The organism is Candidatus Sulfurimonas marisnigri (assembly GCF_015265475.1).
Classification (GTDB): domain Bacteria; phylum Campylobacterota; class Campylobacteria; order Campylobacterales; family Sulfurimonadaceae; genus Sulfurimonas; species Sulfurimonas marisnigri.
Genome location: NZ_CP054493.1, coordinates 1331524 through 1355682, shown reverse-complemented (window position 1 = coordinate 1355682; position 24159 = coordinate 1331524). Strand labels below are relative to the sequence as shown.

18 protein-coding genes and 1 tRNA gene are annotated in these 24159 nt (G+C 32.1%); 7 read left to right on the top strand and 12 right to left on the bottom strand.

Annotated elements, in window-relative coordinates; translation table 11 throughout:
- The first annotated feature begins 98 nt into the window (after positions 1 to 98).
- Positions 99 to 860 carry a VIT1/CCC1 transporter family protein gene (locus HUE87_RS06840; protein WP_194365470.1) on the top strand — a complete coding sequence of 254 codons (762 nt, stop codon included), beginning with the start codon at positions 99 to 101 and terminating at the stop codon, positions 858 to 860.
- A gap of 292 nt (positions 861 to 1152) precedes the next feature.
- Here HUE87_RS06840 and HUE87_RS06835 read toward each other — a convergent pair whose 3' ends face one another.
- The 10 genes from HUE87_RS06835 to HUE87_RS06790 form a co-directional block, all read right to left on the bottom strand.
- Positions 1153 to 1407 (bottom strand): hypothetical protein, encoded by a 255-nt coding sequence (locus tag HUE87_RS06835; protein WP_194365469.1) that lies wholly within the window; start codon positions 1405 to 1407, stop codon positions 1153 to 1155.
- 168 nt (positions 1408 to 1575) lie between these two features.
- Complete coding sequence (locus HUE87_RS06830; protein ID WP_194365468.1) at positions 1576 to 2058, bottom strand: mechanosensitive ion channel domain-containing protein; 483 nt, start codon at positions 2056 to 2058, stop codon at positions 1576 to 1578.
- A 32-nt stretch (positions 2059 to 2090) separates the two neighbouring features.
- Positions 2091 to 2462 (bottom strand): phosphate-starvation-inducible PsiE family protein, encoded by a 372-nt coding sequence (locus HUE87_RS06825; RefSeq protein ID WP_194365467.1) that lies wholly within the window; start codon positions 2460 to 2462, stop codon positions 2091 to 2093.
- Between the two features lie 69 nt (positions 2463 to 2531).
- Entirely contained in the window at positions 2532 to 4154 is a 1623-nt protein-coding gene (locus HUE87_RS06820; protein ID WP_194365466.1) for a cation:proton antiporter, read from the bottom strand.
- Between the two features lie 169 nt (positions 4155 to 4323).
- A complete protein-coding gene (locus HUE87_RS12865) occupies positions 4324 to 6240 on the bottom strand; it encodes a methyl-accepting chemotaxis protein (protein WP_272872673.1) in 1917 nt (638 codons plus the stop codon).
- A 28-nt stretch (positions 6241 to 6268) separates the two neighbouring features.
- Positions 6269 to 6844: a dTMP kinase gene (tmk, locus tag HUE87_RS06810; protein WP_194365465.1), complete on the bottom strand. Its 576-nt coding sequence runs from the start codon at positions 6842 to 6844 to the stop codon at positions 6269 to 6271.
- Entirely contained in the window at positions 6829 to 7320 is a 492-nt protein-coding gene (gene coaD, locus HUE87_RS06805) for a pantetheine-phosphate adenylyltransferase (protein ID WP_194365464.1), read from the bottom strand. The genes tmk and coaD overlap by 16 nt, the downstream gene beginning before the upstream one ends.
- 1 nt (position 7321) lies before the next feature.
- Positions 7322 to 7840 (bottom strand): UbiX family flavin prenyltransferase, encoded by a 519-nt coding sequence (locus HUE87_RS06800; protein ID WP_194365463.1) that lies wholly within the window; start codon positions 7838 to 7840, stop codon positions 7322 to 7324.
- On the bottom strand, positions 7837 to 8706 hold the full coding sequence (gene flgA, locus HUE87_RS06795) for a flagellar basal body P-ring formation chaperone FlgA (protein ID WP_194365462.1): 870 nt from the start codon (positions 8704 to 8706) through the stop codon (positions 7837 to 7839). The genes HUE87_RS06800 and flgA overlap by 4 nt, the downstream gene beginning before the upstream one ends.
- Positions 8707 to 8772: 66 nt before the next feature.
- A tRNA-Leu gene (locus HUE87_RS06790) sits at positions 8773 to 8856 on the bottom strand.
- A gap of 159 nt (positions 8857 to 9015) precedes the next feature.
- On the opposite strand from HUE87_RS06790, the gene flgL reads away from it, so the two are divergent.
- The 4 genes from flgL (at position 9016) to acnB (ending at position 16496) form a co-directional block, all read left to right on the top strand.
- Positions 9016 to 11115 carry a flagellar hook-associated protein FlgL gene (gene flgL / locus HUE87_RS06785; RefSeq protein ID WP_194365461.1) on the top strand — a complete coding sequence of 700 codons (2100 nt, stop codon included), beginning with the start codon at positions 9016 to 9018 and terminating at the stop codon, positions 11113 to 11115.
- Between the two features lie 63 nt (positions 11116 to 11178).
- Positions 11179 to 13395 (top strand): DNA translocase FtsK, encoded by a 2217-nt coding sequence (locus HUE87_RS06780; RefSeq protein ID WP_194365460.1) that lies wholly within the window; start codon positions 11179 to 11181, stop codon positions 13393 to 13395.
- A complete protein-coding gene (locus HUE87_RS06775) occupies positions 13395 to 13787 on the top strand; it encodes a putative quorum-sensing-regulated virulence factor (RefSeq protein ID WP_194365459.1) in 393 nt (130 codons plus the stop codon). The genes HUE87_RS06780 and HUE87_RS06775 overlap by 1 nt, the downstream gene beginning before the upstream one ends.
- A 123-nt stretch (positions 13788 to 13910) precedes the next feature.
- Positions 13911 to 16496, top strand: coding sequence for a bifunctional aconitate hydratase 2/2-methylisocitrate dehydratase (gene acnB, locus HUE87_RS06770; RefSeq protein WP_194365458.1), 2586 nt, complete (start codon positions 13911 to 13913; stop codon positions 16494 to 16496).
- 85 nt (positions 16497 to 16581) lie between these two features.
- Here acnB and lolA read toward each other — a convergent pair whose 3' ends face one another.
- Positions 16582 to 17097 carry a LolA-like outer membrane lipoprotein chaperone gene (gene lolA / locus HUE87_RS06765; RefSeq protein ID WP_194365457.1) on the bottom strand — a complete coding sequence of 172 codons (516 nt, stop codon included), beginning with the start codon at positions 17095 to 17097 and terminating at the stop codon, positions 16582 to 16584.
- Positions 17098 to 17274: 177 nt separating this feature from the next.
- On the opposite strand from lolA, the gene secA reads away from it, so the two are divergent.
- Both secA and HUE87_RS06755 read left to right on the top strand, forming a co-directional pair.
- The gene (secA, locus tag HUE87_RS06760; protein WP_194365456.1) at positions 17275 to 19866 is read left to right on the top strand and encodes a preprotein translocase subunit SecA; all 2592 of its coding nucleotides are present in this window, start codon (positions 17275 to 17277) and stop codon (positions 19864 to 19866) included.
- Positions 19863 to 21065: an ABC transporter permease gene (locus HUE87_RS06755; protein WP_194365455.1), complete on the top strand. Its 1203-nt coding sequence runs from the start codon at positions 19863 to 19865 to the stop codon at positions 21063 to 21065. Before secA ends, HUE87_RS06755 begins: the two co-directional genes overlap by 4 nt.
- A gap of 10 nt (positions 21066 to 21075) precedes the next feature.
- Here HUE87_RS06755 and HUE87_RS06750 read toward each other — a convergent pair whose 3' ends face one another.
- Positions 21076 to 24147, bottom strand: a complete 3072-nt coding sequence (locus HUE87_RS06750; RefSeq protein ID WP_229855073.1) for a YhdP family protein — start codon at positions 24145 to 24147, stop codon at positions 21076 to 21078.
- Positions 24148 to 24159: the final 12 nt, after the last annotated feature.

Sequence of the window (24159 nt, the reverse complement as noted above, 5' to 3'; positions counted from 1 at the left end):
ATTTTATATAGTACAATAGTGTAAAATTAAACAATGTTTAAATATAGTAAAAATTATTTACATAAACAGTGCTGTTAAGATTCTCAAAGAGGGTGGTAATGAATCAAAATAACTATTCGGAGCATATTAGAGAGCATCAGATAGAGGCGATTAAAAGACGCTTAGAAAACTTTAAAACACCTCAAAATATTTCTGATGCTGTTCTTGGGTCAATAGATGGATGTGTAACGACATTTGCAATAGTTTCAGGCGCTGTAGGTGCTGGCTTTCCATCCTCGGTTGCTCTTGTTTTAGGTTTTGCAAATCTATTCGCGGATGGTTTTAGTATGGCTGTTAGTAACTATGAATCAATAAATGCTCAGCAAGAATTTGCAGATGGGGTTAGAAGAACCGAAGATGAACATATAAATAAATATCCAATTGGAGAACGAGAAGAAATAAAGCAAATATTTTTAGAAAAAGGTTTTAAAGGAGAAGTCCTTGATGAAATAATAGATACCATCTGCAAGGATAAGGGTTTATGGGTAGAAACAATGATAACAGAGGAATACGGAATACAAAAAACTAAAGCAAATCCTTTGAAATCTGCTATTACTACATTCTTATCATTTATTTTTGCCGGAGGAATACCATTAATGCCATTTCTTATACCACAATTAGAAATGAAGGAGCAGTTTATGCTAAGTACATTTCTAGCTGGAATAATGTTCTTTACAGTTGGAATGCTAAAAAGCTTTCTCTTTTCTAAACCAATGTTTATTTCTGGCATGCGTACACTACTTACTGGTGGAACAGCCGCTGGTCTTGCATTTTTAACTGGTTATATATTGCAAGAAACTTTTGGTATTGGTGGAATGTAAAATAATAAATATTCAATACATTAGTCTATTATATTGTATAAGAAGTAACTCCACTTTTTATCACCTTTGATACCAGTGACTTAGAAAGGTTTAAATATAAAGCTATATTTGACTGCGTATATCCATCAAAATAAGCATTTATTATTGTAATGTTTCTATCTAGTTTTGTTTTTATTTAAGAAAACTAATTTTATTTTCTATAATCGGCTTATTTAAAAACTCACTCAGCGTTTTAATATCAAACTTATTAATCATAATATAATTGTTTGTGCAAGAATAATAGTTTTTTGAGTTAAATATTGCTGAACCAAAAAGTATATGGATATTCACTTACATGTAAAGAAATACCTGCCTCTAAATGATTGTATTCAATGTATCTAAGAAGAGTGTATAAGTAGTTTTCGGACGTTATATATTTAAATTTATAACGGTCTTGCCAAAGATACCCGCTTCTTTTATACTTTTTATTGAAGATATTACAACAATTAACTCCTCTGTTGATTGTGTGATGATACCCTGTAAAGACTATTTTTGGTTTAGTTGGCATAAAAATCATTTACTTGTAGATAGTATGTTGAACAGAGGCATTTTATTAGATTTATTTCTACATGTAGAAAAATATGATAGATTGACATGTTTGTTTTAAAAGTGGAGATTCAACCCTATTTGCCTTTTTTTTTATAAGTATCAAATCTTTAATACTTATAAAAAGTACTTAAACTATTTTTATGACTGGTTTTTGCAATAAAAGATTGTTTGGATACATTACAAGATTGTTTTCACTGTCTCTAAGCTCAATTTGAAAGAGTGCTATTTCTTTGATAATACCCTCAATACTATTATCTCCGTCAACAATTTTTATTTTATCCCCAACCCTTGCTGGAAATGTGAAAAAGATAATAATACTTGCTGTGATATTACTCAGTATAGACCATTGTGCAAACATAGCTACACCAATAATAGCAAAAATAGAAGAAGCAAATACTGAGACTCCTTTGATATCAACACTCCATATAAACGCAAAAATAATAAACGCAGTTATTATAAAAAGAAATTCAAAAACTTTTTCAATATAGTAGATTCTTTTTTCTGCAACATGCTTACTGTTTGCAACTCTTTTAATAGCGCGCTTAAAAAGGCGAATAGAAATATAAGTAATAAGAAGAGTTCCTAAGCTCCAAAAGATACTATTATCCATTTTTTGAAATCCTTTAGTTTTTTTATTTGTTGTTATTTTTCCAGTTTTGCAGGGCTATATTTCATTGCAAAAATTCTAAGAATAAATAAAACTGCAATAATACCTAATAAATATGCAATCTTCAGAATATCTAGCTTGTCATTAGCGATTAACATAATATCCCGTATAAAAAAGACAATAGTAGAATCTAGAACAAGTCTCAACTTAATACGATTTTCATCACTAAACAAAAACTCGACAAGCATACGAACTAATTCAAGGATGATAATAAATTCTAAAAGAGCCACGACCAGCTTGGAAAAGGAGTTGATTGAATGGATATCACTGACGAATATAAAAAGAAGTAAAGTGATAAAAAATTTAATAAATACAGGAGCTTTTTCAATTCTGAAATAGTCTCTCATTGCAACGTCCTTTTTTTTACGAAGTATACTCTTTTTTGATAAGTATTGTCCAAGATGGAGCTTCTCTATTTATAGTTTTGCACTTTGCGTAAGATTGCAGGTGAGCGCATGAAGCGTCATCCGTGCTGCAACTTCTTCATGTTCGTGTACAAAAAAGCGTATACGTTTATCGAACATAAGCTTTGATTTATCAACTCTACTTGATACAACAATATTTACTGTTGGTGAAAGATGAAAAACTGATTCAACTAAATTATTAGTATCTTCATCATTTTCAACTGTAATTAAGACAGCCATGGCATTTTTGACATTAGCATCACAGAGGATATGTTTCTGATTGGCATTTCCAAGAATAAATGGATCTGAATTTTCCTGACTTGTTTTTACAAGCTTGTGTTTATTATCAATAGCTATATATAAAAGTCCTTTTTCTTTGATAATTTTGCATATCTGTTGACCCAGACTTCCATAGCCTAAAACCACAATGTGTCCACTGATTCCTGTCGTAGAAAATGGTTCTGTAAGCTTTTCTTTGGAGCGTAAAATTTTTTCAACAATTGTTTGTAGATTTTTAACAATAAAAGGGGTGAGTATCATTGAAAATACAACTGCAATAATAAGTGTCTGGTTTATATCCTGGCTTGTTATACCGTTTATTCGTGCAAGTTCGAGAACTACAAATGAAAACTCTCCTACTTGAGAAAGAGCAAGGGCGCTTTTGAGAGCATTAGAGGCCACAGTGAAAAACTTTAATATAAAAAAAATCACAAATGCTTTTAGAAGCATTACTGTTGTCATTACAGCTAATATATCTGCAATGTTAGAGACAAGAAACTCCACACTGACCTGCATTCCTACAGAAACAAAAAATACGCCAAGTAAGAGATCTCGAAATGGGGTTAAATCTGCTTGAATTTGATGTTTGAATGGTGTTTCTGCTAGTAGCATCCCCCCTATAAAAGCACCAAGAGAATAAGAAAATCCAAAATGATAAGCGGTATAAGATGCTGCAGTAGCAATTAATAGTACAGAAGCAATAAAAAGTTCATGCGAATGTGAATTAAAAACAAATCTTAAAAAGGGGGTAACAAGATACTTTCCAGCAAAAAACAAAATAAGTAAGACCAATATGGCACTAATGAGTGTGTTGATTAGCATTATTTCAAGTGCAACACCACTAGTACTAAAGAAGGTAATCATTAAAAGAATAGGAATGACAGCAAGGTCTTGAAAAAGTAAGATGCCCAGAACCATGCGCCCATAATCTTTTTGAACATCACGATTTTCATTGATTATTTTCAAAACAATTGCTGTTGAAGAAAGGGCCAAAGCAAACCCAATTATAATAGATGATTGAGGACTTAAGTGGAATAGATAATTGGATATTATAGTAAAAAGCAGGCCACTTAGAACTACCTGAAATGTTCCAAAAATAAAAACTTCTTTTTTTAACTTTTTAAAGTTCGTAACTGAAAATTCCAGACCGATTGTAAACATTAAAAAAGCAATTCCAAACTCAGAAATTTCATGAAGGATATGCAGGCTAGTATCCCTTAAAGAAAATACGTATGTAACAAAAGCACCTGCTATAATATAACCGATTATCGGTGGGAAATCATATTTCTTTAAAAAAGTATTGATCAAAATTGAAAGTAACGCAGTAATGAGAAGTATTTGTAGAATGGATTCCATAAAAAGACCTTTGTAAAAATGAATATAAGGATATAATAGCAAAATTAAAGATTTAAAAGAAAATAATATTTGTAGTTATTCCATTAAACAAATATGTAAATTTGTTTCCTCGTTTCCATGCTTGTACTGATAGATGATGGGTTAAATCTAAAAATTGTGTTCTAATATTTTAAACATTAAATCTCTTAAGTGCAACGGCTTGAATATCTTCGCTAGATTTTTTATTTTTCTCTGAATAATCAGTGATAATTTCCATACCTTCTAATAGAGTCTCTAAATTTTCCTTTACTTCATGGTTATTTAATATTAGACTCTCTGATGCGCTTATGGTTTTTGTCAATTCATTTTTTGTTGAGTCCGCTTTTTCTACAAGCTCTTTTGTATATTCAGATACATCTGAAATCTCTTGGGAGTTAAGCTCTAAATCACTTCCTATAGTGCTTATACTTTGCGTAATAAGTTTTGTTGTTGCACTAATCTCTATAAGGCTTTTTTTTGTTTTATTGGCTAGTTGTTTAACTTCGTCTGCAACTACTGAAAACCCTAACCCTTGTTGCCCAGCACGAGCTGCCTCAATTGCGGCATTTAATGCCAATAGATTTGTTTGATTTGCAATTTTATTAATGAAATTTATAACTTTTATGATTTCACCAGCTTGTCCATTTAATTGGTTCATAGCATGCACAGCATCATTTTGTTTTGCACTGTTTGCGTTTATTTTTGACATTACATTTTTTAAACTAGTTACTAATTCTGCTAAAACTTTATAAGTTATTTGTAGTCTCTCACTATTTTTATTTGTCATCAAAAAACTATTTTCTATGCTCTCATTTGTAGTATAAAGAATATCTTTGTTTTTCGATGATTGTTCTACTAATAATGAAATGTTGTTTATCAAATCATGTACAACATCTTCAAACTCTTTTGTTCCACTATTAGCATTGCTTAATAATTTTTTAGTTCTATAAATCATGAATATAATCAAGAATAGAGTTGTAAATACGATAAAACCTATTTTTAGTATATATATTTCACTCTCTTGTTTAAGATTTTCGGTATATAGAGTCTCTGGAATTCTCATAAAAAGTTTCCAGTCGCTCTCACCAGTTGTATTAATTGTCACTTCATGAAAGTTTGAAGCATTTTTGTTTTTAGTATTTACAAACGAAATAATCTCTTTATCTCGTCTATCAGCAATATAGATATCATTTTGTTTGTTATACAAAACAAACTGACTGAACTCCTTTGGCATAGAGAAACTGATCTCTTTTGCCTCTTTTTTATCCTTGTCAGTGATTATGATAAAAGGGACATCAACTAGTAAAGATTCAAGTAGGTTTTTTCTAAAAATAATAGAAATTATCCCTTTTACTTTGTTTTGATTGTTATAAAAAGGTATAGAATATAAGATACCAAAACTATCTTCTACATTACCGGTTGATTTTGAGATATATTGAGTATTATCACAAGTTCTTAGAAGTGGCGAAAAAACTGCAGGTATGTCACTTAAATCTTTATAATTAAATGTCGGATAGTTATTCTTAAAATATTCAATTTGAGTAGGGTAGTACAAATACTCAGCCTCTTCGGCTTCTTCTGGAAAATCTGGATTAACTACATTAGCATATTCATGCTCTTGTTCATTGCCTATTACTAAAGAATCAAACATAAAAAACGGAAACTGACCCTTTTGAAAATCAAGTCCATCAGCAACAGCATATATTTCTGATACATTAACGTTGGAGACCAAATCATTGTAAAGTTGTTGAACAGTTGAAAAAGCGTCTTCTGAAAATCTTCCAGTCGCTACAATATCCTCTTCTTCACTCAATCTGTTCCCACTGTCTATCTGTCTAACAGAAGGAAGTAGAGAGATTGTCCTCGCGCTCTCGTACATTTTCTTAAAAGCTTGTTCGATTTGTGTTTTTTTATTTGAAAAAACAATTTCAACTTGCTCTTTTTTTATAATCTTTTTATTTTTTCTCGTGACTTTTTTATGTTCATCATATGTGTAATATATGGCTGTTATGCTGATGAATAATATGGAAGTAATTACCAATAGAAGATTTCTTGTGTTCTTATTCATCAATATTCCTCATATTATATTAAGGCAATTAATACTTAATATTATCTAATATTTCTTTTGTTATTTCTTCTCTGCTTTTTGTTGCATCTATCTCTACAAGTTCCAAGTTTAGGAGTTCCGTAGCCTCAATCAAAGCATCTTGAATGTTCAATAGGTACTGTGAACCCCTAAGTTCTATCCCATCTAACTCTTTTTGAGAAAGTCTAAATTCTAGCTCTTTTTTTGTTAGTTTAAGCAAGAAAACTTTCTCTGGATAAATGCCGTTTGTTGCAAAATTATTTAACCCTATTAAATCTTTTTTATCTATTTCGCCTTGGACTAAAGCGTAAGCTACACCACTTACTGCACTTCTGTCAGATATAATCATTTTTGATATATTTGGCTCAATGACCTCTTTTATATGTTCTGCACGATCTGCTAAAAAAAGTAGAAATTCAGCTTTTTTACTTTTAGCACGAGCGCTAAGAACCATCTCTCTTATCTCTTTACCGATTTTTGTTGCCCCAGGCTCTTTTGTAATTATTGCATCTGGATAATACTCCGATATATTACTTATCTGAGTGCTTTTACCAGCGGTATCTATCCCTTCTAGTGCAATGTACATGAGGTCATATTTCCTATTATTTTTTGAACTTCTTTTGGAAGTATGTGGTCAGTTTTACCATTGAACTTTAGGAGGTTTCTTACAATTGATGAGCTTACAAATGCATTTTGAAGTTTAGGCATAAGATATACAGTCTCAATAGTGTCATCTAGAGAATTGTTTAGATATCCTAGCTGGAGCTCATACTCAAAGTCACTCACGGCTCTTAGACCACGGATAATTATGCTTGCATTGTGTGCTTTTGCCAACTCAACTGTCAGGTTGTCAAAACCAACAACAGTTACATTGCTTAAGCTTTTTACAGCTTCTTTAGTCATTTCTATTCTCTCATCAAGTGAAAACATTGGTTTTTTATCTTGAGAAATAGCGACTGCTATTATTACTTCATCAAAAAGTCTTAATGCTCTCTCTATAATGTCGAAATGACCATTTGTGATAGGATCAAATGTCCCAGGATAAAGTGCTGTCTTTCTCATTTTATTCCCATCTTTTATACAAGTTATTTTCTATATTTAGCATGTCAAACCATTTGCCAATTACAAAATTTTCCATCTCATCAAGCGTTTGTTGTTCAGAGTAGTAAGCCATCACTGGTGGTGCAATTATTACACCTATAGTTGCTAGTTTTTGCATATTTTCTAATGCTATTGCAGAAAATGGCATCTCTCGTGGAGCAAGTATAAGCTTTTTCTGTTCTTTAATCATAACACTGGCACATCTTGTTACAAGGTTGTCAGAAATACCACATGCTATTTTTGCAAGTGTATTCATGCTACATGGTGCAATAATCATAGCATCACTTCCAAATGAACCAGAGGCTATGCTCGCAGAAATATCTTCATTTTTATGTATAGTAACATTTATCTCTTTATTTAAAACAATCTCAGAATTTTTTGTCATAATAAAATGTTTATCTATATCTAATGGGAGTAGTTTAAGTATTTTAAGACCTAAGTTTACACCACTAGCACCACTTGTAGCTACTATTAACTTCATTGCATCTCCGCTCTATTTTTTCCAATAATTCTAACTTTAATTTTTTTTCCATTGCTTTTTTGAACTCTTATTATATCATTTATCTTGCCCTCTTGAAGAGCTTTTGCACTGAAGTTGATTGACATATTGTCACTTCTTAAACTGATATTTATTAAAGAGCCTCTTTTTACAACATTGAATGCTTCGACATCTCTAATAGTTAAGATTTTGTTTTTAGATATATGGCGTTTACTTTGATATTTACCCTTGGTTACATTTTGTATTGGTTTGTCTACAAATTTATCCAAAACTACACGCTTTTTATTTACATTTATTGCCGATAATTGAGCATCTTTTTTCATCTTTTTTCTAGTTTTATATACTGATAATGTGGCTGTTATATTGTAGTTAAAGAAGATTTTTTTATTATTTGATGTTTTGATATCTAAAACACCACTTTTAGAAAGATAATTTCTATCTCTAATATTAACTGTATAGTTATTAGGCAAGGAGGCTAAATAACCTCTTGGCTCGATAAAAATATTTGTAATATTAATATTTTCATATTTGCTTTGATAATAGTTTATAAGTTTTAGCTCTATTTTTGATGTATCAATAGGACTTTTCAATTTAAAGTTTGTGTAGCTACTTTTTGAATTATAGTCTGTATATCCAAGTTTTTTTAGAGTTTTTAATAAATCTTTTGTTTTTACCCTTTTTGTATGCTTACTCTTTTCAATTGAAAATAGCTTTAAATCACTTTTAACATGTGGAATAATATGTGAGAGGTTAATATCTTTTGTATTTACATGATATGTTTTGTTAAGAGTGTTATTTGAATATAATGTTAGAGAGATAAGTAGTGAAAAAAAAGTTTTTGCTAGCATGTCAATAATAATCCAATATAAAATGTTTTAGAATTCTAACATATTTAGTGTGATATTATAAAAAAGTGGTACCAGAGAGGGGATTCGAACCCCTAAGCCTTGCGGCAGCGGATTTTGAATCCGCCGTGTATACCGTTCCACCACTCTGGCATGAAAGAGTGGAATGATAGTGGTTTATAACTTAAAATATTTTTAAAATGAATAGTAAATGTTTTTTAGCCGATATATGTAGCATGGAACTTATATTGCTGGTTAAATTAGATAAAGCAAAAATATAGTAAAATATTAAAGATTAAATGGAGGTGCATCATGAGAGTAACACCTAGTATGTACTACAAAAATGTAACCGCTGAGAGCTCTAGAGCAAATGAGAGGCTTTTTGATGTTAACAAGCAGATTGCGTCTGGTCTTAAAATTCAATATGCTAGTGATGATATAGGCGTATTTACGGATACCATGAGGCTTGATAATGAGTTGATCACGTTAAAACAAGTTACTAAAAGTACTGAAAGTGGATATAAGACTTCAGACCAGACAGATGTTGTTTTAAATGAATTTGAGAGCAGTATAAATCGTATGAATACTCTTCTGGTTCAAGCTGCAAATGGTACAAATGACAGTATTTCTCTTGATGCAATAGCAGCAGAATTAAGGGCACTTGAAGATCATTTTATTAACTTGTCAAATACTTCTATAAATGGTCAATATCTTTTCTCTGGTTCAGCAGTAGACACTAAACCAATTGCTGCAGATGGCAGATACATGGGAAATGATGTTTCTAGGAATGCATTTTTAGGTTCAGGAATAGAGCAACAATTTAATCTCACTGGTTCTGAACTGTTTTTAGGTGAAGAGGTTCGTGTTAAAAGAGAAATAACAAGTAATGTTGTTCAAACTAATTTAAGTAGTAAATATCCTGACTTTACAGATGCAACAGTTACAGGAACTCCTGTGACTGTTGTAAGTAGTGATACTATACGTGATTTAATGGGTGATACAGACAATGCTATAGTACCTCCAAATAATCATTATTTTTACCTTAGAGGTGCACAAAGTGATGGAACCTCATTTAGTGAAAAAATAGTTATGACAGATACTGACACAATTGATTCACTTTTAGATCAGATTGGAGATTTTTATGGAAACACAGCATCATTAAATGTTGTTAACGTAAGTTTGAATGGCTCCGGAGAAATAGTTATTGAAGATAAGTTAAAAGGTTCTAGTAAATTAGATTTTCATATGGTTGGTGCTACAGATTTAAGTGGTGGTGTTGCTGCAGATGTGAATAACATAGACTTATTGGATAGTGGTGAAAAGGATTTTGATAAAATAATATTTGCTACAAGCACAGCAGTAAATTCAAATTTACATGTAAAGGAATTTGTAAAATCTCCTTTTGCTCCTTCCGATGATAGTGGAGTAGTAAATATAGACTCTTTACTGTACGATAGAACGGAGTTTACTAAAGATGGATCAAAATTATCATCGAATGTTCCTCAAATATTGAAAACAACAAATGCTTTTGCTCAACCATCTACAAAAATTTCAGAAGTAGCAGACCTATCTCAAGGAACAGCCGGCACACTAGATGGCACACAATTTACACTCTCTGGAACCAATGTTAGTGGAATTGCATATACGGCACAGATAGATTTTGCTACCGCTGGTTCGACTTTTTCCCTTGATGGTGGCTTAACAAATTATGATATTTTCAATATGCAAACTCCAAGAGTTGCAGTTGCTGCTGATGATATGACATATCGTCAATTGATGGATGTTGTCAATATGGTTGTTACAAGTAGTTTTCCGGCTGCTGCACCAGGTACTGAAGCTCAATTTGATTCAGCAATTGTAAATTCAAATTCAAATGGACGTACTTATTTAAGCTATGATGGAAAAGTTCAATTTGAAGATTTAAACTCAAGTAGTACGCAGGCTACAATCTCTATTCATGATTCAAATAGCGGTGATTTTACTGTTGGCGCAGATTCGTCTGTTATGTCTTTTAATGCAAATAATGCACTGACAATTCGTGATCCAAAAACAGATTTTTTTAAAACCTTAGATGAAATCATAACTTCTGTTGAAAATTATAAATTGCATCCAGATAGTTCAAGTAGCGATATGAGAAGTATAGGGATAGGAAACTCAATTTCAAGATTATCAGGCTTAAGAGATCATGTGTCTAAATCTCATGCTCAAGTTGGAGCTCAATCAAATGCTCTTACTTTCTCATTGGAGAGAACACAAATACTTGAAATTACAACAATGTCACTTCGTTCATCTGTGATAGATACAGATTTAGCTGAAGCATCTTTGAAGTTGACACAATTAACAAATAATTATTCGGCAATGCTATATACAGTTGGTAAAGTTTCGCAATTAAGCCTAGTTAATTACTTATAATATGGAACGATTTTGGCTATACTTCCTTAATTAATATTATCTATTTTTAAAGGCAGCTATAGTTTGAAAGATACTATATTTATAATAATTTTTGGTTTACTGATATATCTTGGATTCGCTACGCTCCTTGGTGACAACTCTATAATGGGTAGTTATGGCGCTACTTTTGCTAAATATAATCATAACTATTTTGGTTACATGTCTTACATATATATATTTGCTTCTTTAATACCTCTGTATCTTTTTTATAAAAACACTGTGTTAAACATAAGAAAATTTGAATTAGCAATAACTTCTTTTTTAGTTTTTTTCTCTTTTTTGTTGGCTCAAGCACTCTTAGTAAATGATAAGTTAAGAGGAAATGTAGGTGCTGATTTTGTAGAGTTTCTCTCTCCTTATATTGGTTCATTTGGGCTCTGGATATTTTGGCTAATAATTACAATTGTTTCATTAGTTATAATACTAGATAAAAGTGCTCATGAATTGGTTGATATATTTTTAGGACGAGTAAAAAATAAAATTGCATTTAAAAAAAACACTGCTAAAAACCAAAAATCAACTATTGTAGAAAAAAGAGTTTCACCAGTACATGTAGAAAAGCCTAAAGAGGTAAAAAAAGTACATGTAACACAAGAGATTGAAAAAGTTGAAGAAAAGTTTGAACAAGAAATTGATAAACCGGCATATTTAAGAAAAGAAGAGCGTAGCGAAGTTTTAGAATCATCGGTAAGTGAAGCTAATTTGGAAAGTAAACAAGAAACACCACATAATATATTAGAATTAGTTCATGAGATAAAAGAGCAAAGTTCTGCGATTGTTGTAGAAGAGTTAGAGGAAAATGCAAAGCTATTAGCCTCTATAGAAAAGGGAGAGGTGGAAAAGCCCAAAAATTTTACTCTTCCATCAGTAGATTTTTTACAAAAACCAAACTCTAAAGCCCATAGTGTTGATGAGAGTGAGTTGGATGATAAAATAGGCTTTTTAATAGAAAAACTTGCACACTTTAAAATAGATGGTGATGTTGTAAGAACATACGCAGGTCCCGTTGTATCTACTTTTGAATTTAAACCGGCTGCAAATGTAAAAGTGTCAAAGATTTTAAACCTTCAGGATGATTTGGCAATGGCACTTAGTGCTGAAACTATACGTATCCAAGCACCAATACCTGGTAAAGATGTGGTAGGTATAGAGATACCAAATGCAACTGTTGATACTATATACTTAAGAGATCTATTAGATAGTCAGATATTTAAGGAGTCGTCATCACCATTGACTATAGTTTTAGGTAAAGATATAGTAGGTAAACCTTTTATTACTGATTTGAAAAAGCTTCCACATCTTCTTATCGCTGGAACTACAGGTAGCGGTAAAAGTGTTGGTATAAATGCAATGATTTTATCTCTTTTATACAAAAATTCCCCAGATCAGTTAAGACTTCTTATGATTGATCCAAAAATGCTTGAATTTTCAATATATAATGATATCCCGCATCTTTTAACTCCTGTAATAACGAAGCCCAAGCAGGCAATAGTAGCTCTTAATAATATGGTTTTTGAGATGGAACGCCGTTATGAGCTTATGAGTGAGAACAGAACAAAAAATATTGAAAACTATAATGAAAAAGTAAAAAAAGAGGGTGGTGAACACTTTCCTTATATAGTAGTAATTATAGATGAGTTAGCTGACTTAATGATGACAAGCGGCAAAGATGTTGAACACTCAATAGCAAGACTTGCACAGATGGCAAGAGCTTCTGGAATACACTTAGTAGTTGCGACTCAAAGACCATCGGTGGATGTTGTAACTGGATTAATAAAAGCAAACTTGCCATCTCGTATATCTTATAGAGTAGGGCAAAGAATTGATTCTAAAATTATTCTTGACCAGCAGGGTGCTGAATCTCTCCTAGGTAAAGGTGATATGCTCTTTACTCCTCCTGGTTCTACTGGTTTAGTTCGTCTGCATGCACCGTGGAGCACAGAGGCAGAAATAGAAAATATTGTTGAGTTTATAAAATCTCAAAGAGCACCAAATTATGATAAAAGCTTTCTAGTTGAAGAGAATGAATTTAGTAATTCTACTAATGAAACATACGAAGAGTTGGATGAACTTTATAATGATGCTAGAAATGTTATTTTATCAGACAGAAAAACCTCTATTTCATATCTTCAAAGAAAGCTACAAATAGGTTATAACCGTTCAGCAAGAATTATAGAACAGCTAGAAAATGAGGGTGTTTTATCTTCTCCAAATACTAAAGGTATTCGTGAAATTCTCTAATGGCTAAAGCACATTTTATTTTCACAAAGTATGCAAGCTCATTTAGTGTACATGTAAGTAACCTGGAGAAACTCTCAGTAGAGCAGATACAGCAGATAGAAGCCTTTGTATCTGAACGTAATGGTATATTTGATTTTGATACATATATATTTGTTATTAAAAAAAGATTAGAGTTTAATGAATTTACTCTGCTACTTGAGCATATACTATTAGAAGCTTCTTGTGAAGAAAAAATATTAAAAGTTCAACAAAAAAGAAAAGTAGAATTTGGAAAATACAAGGGAATGTTTTATTCAGATATTCCTGATGCATACCTTTTATGGTTAAAAAGTAATTATAAAGGTAAAGATAGAGAGATACTTGAGGCTGAAATTATTTTCAGGTCTCTATAATGTTACGAATATACACAATTATAAAATAAATAACCAAAAATATGTTTACTATGGTAACACTGTTTATTCTGCTTCCTAATATTTAGATATAATCGATAAAATTTAAAATAAACAGGAATTACAATGGCATTTATTGAAGAATATAAAGCACATGTTGCTGAACGCGAAGCTTTAGGCGTTCCAGCACTACCACTAACTGCAGAGCAAACTGCAACTGTTATCAAACTTATCAAAACTGAATGTACTGATGAGTTATTAGAGTTACTTACAAGTCGTGTAGCACCAGGTGTTGACGATTCTGCACAAGTTAAGGCAGCTTTCTTAAATGATGTAGCCGCTGAGAATATTAAAGTTGCAACTATTACTCCTACAAGAGCAGTAGAGATGCTAGGTATGATGTTAGGTGGATTTAATGTTCTTCCTATGGTTAATTGTTTAGCCTCTTCAAACACTGCTGTTGTTGACGCTGCTGTTGCTGCACTAAGCAAAACACTTTTAGTTTACGATGCATTTAACGATGTTGAAAAACTACACAAAGATGGTAATGCAGCTGCTACTAAAGTAATGACTTCATGGGCAAACGCTGAGTGGTTTACTTCTAAAGCACCAATCGCTGATGAAATTACTGTAACTGTTTATAAAGTTCCAGGCGAAACAAACACAGATGATCTTTCTCCAGCATCTGAAGCGTTTACACGTTCTGACATTCCTTTACATGCAAACTCTCTTCTTATTAACAGAATGGACAACCCATTAGATACTCTTAAAGAACTTAAAACAAAAGGTCACCCAATTGCTTATGTTGGTGATGTTGTTGGTACGGGTTCATCTCGTAAATCAGGTGTTAACTCTGTTCAATGGCATATGGGTGTAGATATTCCAGGTGTTCCTAACAAGCGCACTGGCGGTGTTGTTATTGGTTCTACTATTGCTCCAATTTTCTTTGCTACGTGTGAAGACTCAGGTGCACTTCCATTAGAGATGGACGTTTCTGGTATGGAAACAGGTGATGTTTTAACACTTTTACCATACAAAGGTGAAGCTAAAATCAACGGTAAAACTGTTGCTACTTTCAAGCTAAACCCTAATACTATCACGGACGAAGTACAAGCAGGTGGACGTGTTCCATTGATCGTTGGCCGTGGCCTTACGTCTAAAGCCCGTGCAGTTCTTGGTCTTCCAGCTTCTGATAAATTTTTAACTGCAGAACAACCAGCTGATACAGGTAAGGGTTACACGCTTGCACAAAAAATGGTTGGTAAAGCTTCTGGTCTTGCTGGTGTTCGTCCAGGTATGTACGTAGAGCCAGAAATGAACACAGTTGGTTCTCAAGATACTACCGGTCCTATGACTCGTGATGAGATCAAAGAACTTGCAGCGCTAGGTTTCAATGCTGACTTGGTACTTCAAACTTTCTGTCATACAGCTGCATATCCTAAACCATCTGATGTTGAAATGCAACATACACTGCCTGACTTTATCTCTAACCGTTCAGGTATCTCTTTACGTCTAGGTGATGGTGTTATTCACTCTTGGATGAACCGTATGGTTCTTCCAGATACTGTTGGTACGGGCGCAGATTCACATACTCGTTTCCCTCTAGGTATCTCTTTCCCAGCTGGATCTGGTGCTGTTGCATTTGCTGCAGTTACTGGTTCTATGCCATTGACTATGCCTGAGTCTGTTCTTGTACGTTTCAAAGGTGAGATGCAACCCGGTATCACTTTACGTGACCTTGTAAACGCTATCCCTTATGTTGCTATCCAACAGGGTCACTTAACAGTACCTAAGGCTGGTAAAATCAACGTATTTGCTGGACGTATTTTAGAAATTGAAGGTCTTCCTGATCTTAAAGCTGAGCAAGCATTTGAGTTATCTGATGCATCTGCTGAGCGTTCTGCTGCTGCTTGTACTGTTTTATTAAACAATGAGCCAGTTATTGAATACATCAAATCAAACGTTGCACTTTTAGAAGCTATGGCTAAAGATGGCTATTCCGATGTTACTACAATCGAACGTCGTATTGGTAAGATGAAAGATTGGTTAGCTAATCCTACACTTATGAAACCAGATGCTGATGCAGAGTACGCAGCAGTTATTGAAATAGATCTTAACACCATTACTGAACCAATTCTTGCATGTCCAAATGACCCAGATAATGTTAAATTATTATCTGAAGTTGCTGGTGAAAAAATTGATGAAGTATTCTTAGGGTCTTGTATGACTAACATCGGTCATTACCGTGCAGCTGGTGAAGTTATGCGTGGTGAAACTAAAAATGCAGTTGAAAAATTCTGGATTGTTCCACCAACTCGCATGGATGAGCAACAGCTTATCAACGAAGGTTACTACGACGTGTACAAAGAGATTCAAGCACAAACAGAAGTTCCTGGATGTTCTTTATGTATGGGTAATCAAGCATCTGCTCGTCAGGGATGTACAGTTTTTTCAACATCAACTCGTAACTTTGATAACCGTTTAGGTAAAGGAACACAAGTTTATCTTGGTTCTGCAGAACTAGCTGCACTATGTGCTAAGTTAGGTCGTATTCCAACAGTTCAAGAGTACATGGATGTTGTTCCTGCTAAACTTGCTGGTAAAGAAGATAAAGTATACAAATACCTTAACTTTAATGAGATTAAAAACTATAAGTTAGAAGCTCGTGATGTTGCTGAAAATAAATACGGAATTACAGTTAAACCAGTATAATTTTTTCTTGCTTGAGGGATTTACCTCTTGCAAACTCAAATAGCGACGCAACTTATGCGTCGTTAACTTCTTAGTTATTTAAAATTTAATCTCTTATAATGTCAAAGTATATAGGGTAATTAGGAATAAAAACTTTTAAATCAATACTGTGATTTTGTTTTTGATTTTTAAAAAGTATTTGAACTCTGTTTTCAAACTCATCTATATATGATATTGATTCTATTAAATTATTGTTTTGAATTATTTTAAATACTGATTCTTTATAGTTTGTCTCATAAGTATTATTTTCTATCTTCTTAGCATTTGCAATCATTTTAAAAAAATCAAAATTCGACTCTATTCTTTTAATAATAACCTGCTCAATTTCAGGCTCAACTATAGTAACTTCAAATTGAGTGATAAAAACATTTTTTTTAAATGGCTTAGTATAACTCCATTTTGCATTTTGAGGTTTAGAGGCTAATATATGTCCACTATAAGTTAGAACTTTATCTTTGTCATCAGTTATACTTTGTGTGAAATCAGCTTCAAAAGAGGTTACATCATTCATCGAGGCAGTAGCTTGTGCTATAAGTAGTATAGTTAATAGTAGGTATTTCAAATAATTCCTTTTTGTTGAAAATTATATCAAAGCGATTGTTTACATATTATATAATATTAATTATAATAAAATTCATTTACAAATTTATGCAAATTGTAATTATAAGTGTGATAAAATTATAGCAATTTCAGAATTGCCATATTATAATAATTTATGGTGATGCATATAAGGTTGGAGATGCTACAAGCATTAATGGGTAAAGTATTCGGTACATCAAATGATCGTGAATTAAAAAAATATACGAAGATTGCTAACAGTATAAATGAGTTAGAGAGCAAGTATCAAGCTCTAAATGATAATGAATTAAAAGATGCTTTTTCTGAGCTTAAAAATAGCGTATTAAAAGAGGAAAAAACTTTAGAAGATGTTCTAGAGGACTCTTTTGCAATAACTAGAGAAGCGAGTGTTAGAACTCTTAAAATGAGACATTTTGACGTTCAACTTATTGGTGGGATAGTCCTTCACGAGGGTAGGATTGCTGAGATGAAAACAGGTGAGGGTAAAACACTTGTTGCAACTCTGGCTATTGTTTTGAATGCGATGACTGGAAAAGGGGTTCACCTTGTGACGGTTAATGATTATCTTGCTTCGAGAGATGGTAATGAGATGAGACCTCTATATGAGTTTTTAGGTCTATCTGTTGGTATTTTATTGGAAAACATGCATGATTCATCTGTTAAAAGAGAAGCTTATTCAGCAGATATAACTTATGGAACAAACAATGAGTTTGGATTTGACTACTTAAGAGACAATATGAGCTACTCAGCAGAGAATATGGTTCAAAGAGGTCATAACTTTGTTATAGTTGATGAAGTTGATAGTATTTTAATTGACGAAGCTAGAACTCCTCTTATTATCTCAGGACCAACCAATAATACTATGCAAGACTATACTGACGCAAATTTGATAGCTTTAAAATTAGAAAAAGAAAAACATTTTACAGTTGATGAAAAAGACAAAGTAGTACTTATAACTGAAGATGGTATAACTAAAGCAGAAGAGCTGTTTAAAGTTGAAAATCTTTATTCTGCTGAGAACTCTTCACTTCCACATGTACTGGATCAAGCTTTAAAAGCAAACTATCTTTTTGAAATAGATGTTGATTACGTAATTAATGATGGTGAAGTTGTAATTGTTGATGAGTTTACTGGTCGCCTTAGTGAAGGACGTCGTTTTTCAGAAGGACTTCATCAGGCACTTGAAGCAAAAGAGGGTGTTGACATTAAAGAAGAGACACAAACTCTAGCAGATATCACATTTCAGAACTACTTTAGAATGTATGATAAATTAGCTGGCATGACTGGTACAGCAGAGACTGAAGCGTCGGAATTTGCTCAAATTTACTCTTTAGATGTTATATCTATACCTACAAACATTCCAATTACTAGAAAAGATTTAAATGATTTAATTTATAAAACAGAAGAGGAGAAATTTGCAGCTGTAATAGATACAATCAAAACTCTTTCAAAAACTGGTCAACCTGTACTTATAGGTACCGCTTCTATTGATAAATCTGAAGTGCTACACAGTGTTCTAAAAAAAGAAAAAATTGCTCATACTGTACTTAATGCTAAAAACCATGCGCAAGAGGGTGAAATTATTAAAAATGCCGGTGCAAAAGGTGCTGTAACGATTGCAACAAATATGGCAGGTCGTGGTGTTGATATTAAAGTAAATGATGAAGTTAGAGAGCTTGGCGGTCTTTATATAGTGGGAACAGAGAGACATGAAAATCGTCGTATTGATAATCAGCTTCGTGGTCGTTCTGGTCGTCAAGGTGATGCTGGTACAACTCAATTTTATCTATCATTAGAAGATAATCTTCTACGTATTTTTGGAAGTGACAAAATTAAATCTATAATGGAGCGTCTTGGTGTTGAGGATGGTGAATATATAGAGTCTAAAATGGTTACTCGTGCAGTTGAAAAAGCTCAGAAAAAAGTTGAAAATATGCACTACGAAGGTAGAAAACAGATTGTTGAGTATGACGATGTTGCAAATGAGCAGAGAAAAATAGTTTATAAATTTAGAGCTCAACTACTTAATAGTGAGTATGACATATCATCTAAGGTTGATGAAGTCAGAGAAGAGTATGTGGCACATATTCTAGCAAGTTCAGATATATTTGAGGGTGGAGACAAAGAAGATTTCAATTTAGAAAAAGTTTTTAAGCTATTACGCGAAGAGGTTAATTTAGAACTTAATAGAGATGAATTCTCTTCACTTGAGTATGAAGAATTATTAGAGGCTCTAGTTAGCACTATTAAAAAATCTTATGATAATAAGATGAGTGTATTAGATGATGGAATTTCAAATGAAATAGAGCGAGAGCTGTATCTTAAAGAGCTAGATAGTGCTTGGAGAGAGCATCTATATGCTATGGACAACATGAAAACCGGTATCAGACTAAGAGCATACAACCAAAAAGACCCATTAGTAGAATATAAAAAAGAGAGTTTTAATCTTTTTACAGAATTAATTAGTGATATTAAATTCAACACGATAAAAACTCTTCAAATTATTCAGTTTAGAGTAGAAGATCCAGAAGAAGAAGCTAGAAAAGTTGCTGAGCAGTTAGAGCTTCAGCGCAAACACTCAGCAGCCGCTATACAACTTAGTCACTCCGACAGTGATGTAGAATATGGTTCTAAAAAGATTTCAAGAAATGACACATGTCCATGCGGAAGTGGCAAAAAATACAAGCAGTGTTGTGGTAAAAGTGGTCCCAAGAAGGGTGTATTTGCTGGAAATGGTGCTTCTGTTTCTTGAAAAAATCGATAGTACCATACCTAGTAAAACGTTTTTTACGATTTGACAATGAGCAGCCATTTATTTTCTTGTCTGCCTTACTTGCATTTCTAGGAATTTCACTTGGTGTAATGGTACTGTTGATTGCTATGGCCCTGATGAATGGCTTTGACAAAGAGTTTAAAAAAAAGCTTACGATTATGAACTACCCATTGACTGTTATGCCAAAGTTTTATGGCTCAGTTAATGAAAATTTATTAATAGACTTGGAGAATAAATTTCCACAGCTTCATTTTAGTCCTTATGTTCAATCTGCTGTAATGGCAAGAAGTGGAACAAAGCTAGAGGGTGGCTATATATTTGGAGTTGATTTTAAAAGTGAAGCTAAAGTAAACAGCATTTTAAGCGAGGCTATACAAAATAGTGATTTTAATAAATTTGATATACTGATTGGTAAGTCCTTAAAAGAGGAGTTCAATCTTTTTATAGATGATAGACTTATGTATATTTTTACACAAGTAGAGCCAGGCGGTCTCTCTATAACTCCAAAAATAAAAAGGTTTAAGGTAAAGGGTGTATTTGACTCAGGACTATCTGCTTATGATAAAGCATATAGCTATACAACACTCTCATCTCTTCAAACTATGTTACATATACCAACTAATCAATATAATGGGATTCATATTTTCTCTAAAAACCCAGAAGTTGACATTGTAGAACTAAAAAACTTTCTTCCAAACAGTGTCGTTATAAAAGGTTGGTGGGAAGACAACCTTAACTTCTTTGCAGCCTTGGAATTAGAAAAAGCCTCTCTATTTATAGTTTTAATGCTTATTATTTTAATAGCAGCTATAAATATTATATCTTCTCTTTTAATGAATGTAATGAACAGACGAAGCGAAATAGCATTGCTTTTATCATTAGGTGCTACATCTTCGGAAGTGAAGAAAGTATTTTTATATTTAGGTATTGTTATTGGTATTAGCGGTATTTTAGTTGGAATCATTCTTGGTATGAGTGGTTTATGGGTGTTAAGTACTTTTGATATAGTACACTTACCAAAAGACGTTTACCCTACATCTACACTACCTCTTGACTTAAGCTTTAAAGACTTTATACTTATAGTTGTTGGAGCATTTGCGATTGTTGTAGCATCATCATATTATCCTGCAAAAAAAGCTAGTGAAATAGATATATTAACTGTATTAAGGAATGAGTAAAACCTACTTATTACTTTTTATCATCATCGCTTTTAAAAAGTTCAAATGGAAGCATAAGAGTTCTTTTTATAATATTAAGCGGTGCAACAATTATATCTTTTGTAACTTGAGTTGTTACGTCTGGATCATCTAGTTTCCCTCTTATTTTTAAAGAAGTAGAGATACTGTCTTTACCTAACAATATATATCCTACAATAGGTATCTTAGATATTGTGCTCCCTAAGTCTGTTTTTAAATTTAGATCAACATCAATAGTGTTGTTCTTTATGCTGGCATTACCTTTACCTACAATATCAATCTCTTTAGATTTAAGATACAAATCATCTATTTTATATATATTATTTTTTAAATTAAAGCTCATATATGCACTTTCGACTGCTAATCCCTTATTGTTGTATCCTGGAAGTGAGAATGTCACTAGAGATGGTATAGTGTTAACAAATGCAAGTATGTTATTTAGAATTTTATAATCAAGAATAGTTGTTTTTCTTACAAAAATCATACCGTTATGTTTATACGGTGTACCGGTTATGGCAAAGTCTAAGATACCACCTTTAAACTCGGAGTGAGCAAATAGATTTTCCATAAATAAATCACCGAAATCTCTCCCATAAATATGAAAGTTTCCATCACTAAACTTAAAATCAGCATTACCATTCTTATGTTCTAGATTTAAAGTTGTAATATTATTATTATACTTAAGTTCAATATTATCAGATATTGCATATCTATTTTTACTAAAATATATATAAGACTTTTTTGCATTTAATGATAGCTTTAGATTGTTATTACTTTTGTTAGAGTTGTTTTTGTCAGATATAAAATTCAGAATTTCATTAATATTTATACCAATACTATTTGCCTCAATTTTTATTTTATCATTTATGCTTACATCAACGGAGTCATTTACTCTTAGAGATACACTACCAACTTCTTTTTCTATCTCTCCACTTACAAGATAGTTTTTTACAGGAGTGTTGTCTTTTACAAGAATTTTATACTTGTATTCACTACTTGCTGTAAACTTTATATTTTTATCACTATTTTTTTTAAAAATTGAAAAATTTCCATTAGTTAAACCAAACTCTCTCAAAGCTTTAGAACTCTTAGCGATTTTCTCTATAGAATTTAATTTTAATCTCCACTCATCATCTCTCTTCAAATAATCTAAATCATACTCTTTAGAAGTTATATTGATGTTTGAACCTGTTGCTTCTACATGTAGGCGTGTAGTTTTCTCATTTTTAAAGATTTCTCCAAGTTTAGAATCTGAAAATTCCATGCTATGAAGGTCTATATATCCATCTGATTTTTTTAGACTGTAAATGGCACTGATTTTTGATTTTAATTTATCACTTATATTAAGAGAGAGATTTTTTACACTAACATTGTCTGTATTAAAGTCTATTCTGGCATTACCAAATGTGTAATTAACACTGTCAATATCTAAAATAATTTTATCTTTGGATGAGAGGCTAAAACCATTATTGTAAACAAGGTCTATAGATGACGGTGGTTTGCTTAGTTCAATATTTGCATAGTTTAATTTTTGCAAGTCAATTGTTAGTTTAGCTCTAATAGGTTTAAATAGTATTTTACCTGACACAAGAGCAGATGCTATTTTTGGAATTTCTACAGGAGTAATCGGTATTTGAGCCGTTAATTTTTTTATATCAAAAGGTATCTTCATTGAAGAAACTTTAAAAAGTTTATTTTTAAATATCCAGTTAGATTTTTCAACTCTTAAATAATCATTTTGTGGTGAAATAGCATAAGTTACATGTAGAGGCTCCGCAAGCTTTTGTAGTGTTAAACCTCTCTCTTTCAAAGATATCTCTTTAACTCTAAAATCCAGGGTTCCAGCTGACTCTCTAGCATTGAAATTCATATCTACATACGAGGTTGCAATATCTTTGTATTTTGCATACATGTCTTTTATTTTAATATGTGAATTATTTAAAAAAACGTGTGCGTCAAAGACATCTATATCTAAACCTAGGTACTCTATTTTCCCCTGTTTAGCATAAAAATCACCTACTGCTACAACTTGTGCTGACCTTAGATTGATATTTAGTTCCAGGTTTGTAGCTACTTCACCCTCTGTCTGTATAAAAGGTAATGTTATTTTATATCTATTTAGTAAGCTCAATAAGCCTTTATTAACCTTTCCTTTAAATAGTAGATATAGTGAAAGAAGCTCCTCTTTTTTAGAAAAATCAATTTTTAACCAACTCTTATCAAGAAAAAAACCATAGGAAAAAGCGTTTTGCGGTTTTATATAAAGTACACCATTTTTAAATTCTAAGTCAGTATAAGCAGTGTTTACTGGTTCTAATTCCTTATCATAGGTATAATTTAAATCATTAGCAGTTGCTTTAACATGCAGGTTTAAATATGCTTCGTTTACTTTATCATACTCTAGCCAACCGTAAGCACTTTTAATTGATAGACTTGACATCTCAATTGCATTATAAACCCAGTACTTTGCCTTAGGGTTCATATCGAGCAGATCAACAATGTATCTGCTATTTTTTATATTCTTTGTAGACTCTACTTTATAAGAAAGTTTTTTAGTATCGCTTATTGCGTAAACATTTAAGTTTGTATCGCAGTTTATATCTATACTTAATGAAGTAATCAGCTCTATCTTACCAATAGTGTTTAAGATTAAATTTCCGCTAACGAGCAACTCTCTTTTTCTATCTTTATATTCATCTATTTGAATGTTAAACATGTGTGATTCAAAGAACATTCTACTTTCAAGAGAAAAAGTAGGGGAAGATGCAGATAAAAAGCCATTTCCACCGTCTATATATTTAAAAGAGCCTTCAATATCATTGAATGATATTTTTTTAATAATAATTTTTTCAAACCAGTTGTCAAGATGCACAGTACTTTTTAAAATTTCACTAAACATTTCATAGTCTGGCTTAGAATCTTTAGAATTTTTTTCTTTGACAACATTTAACTCTTCTATAATTACACTTACTTTTTCATCCCATTTAATGTATAATTTCTTAGCTTTAAAGTTTGGAAATGATATTTCATCTATATACAATCCATTTTGAAGAAGTATAAACATTATAGAAAGTGT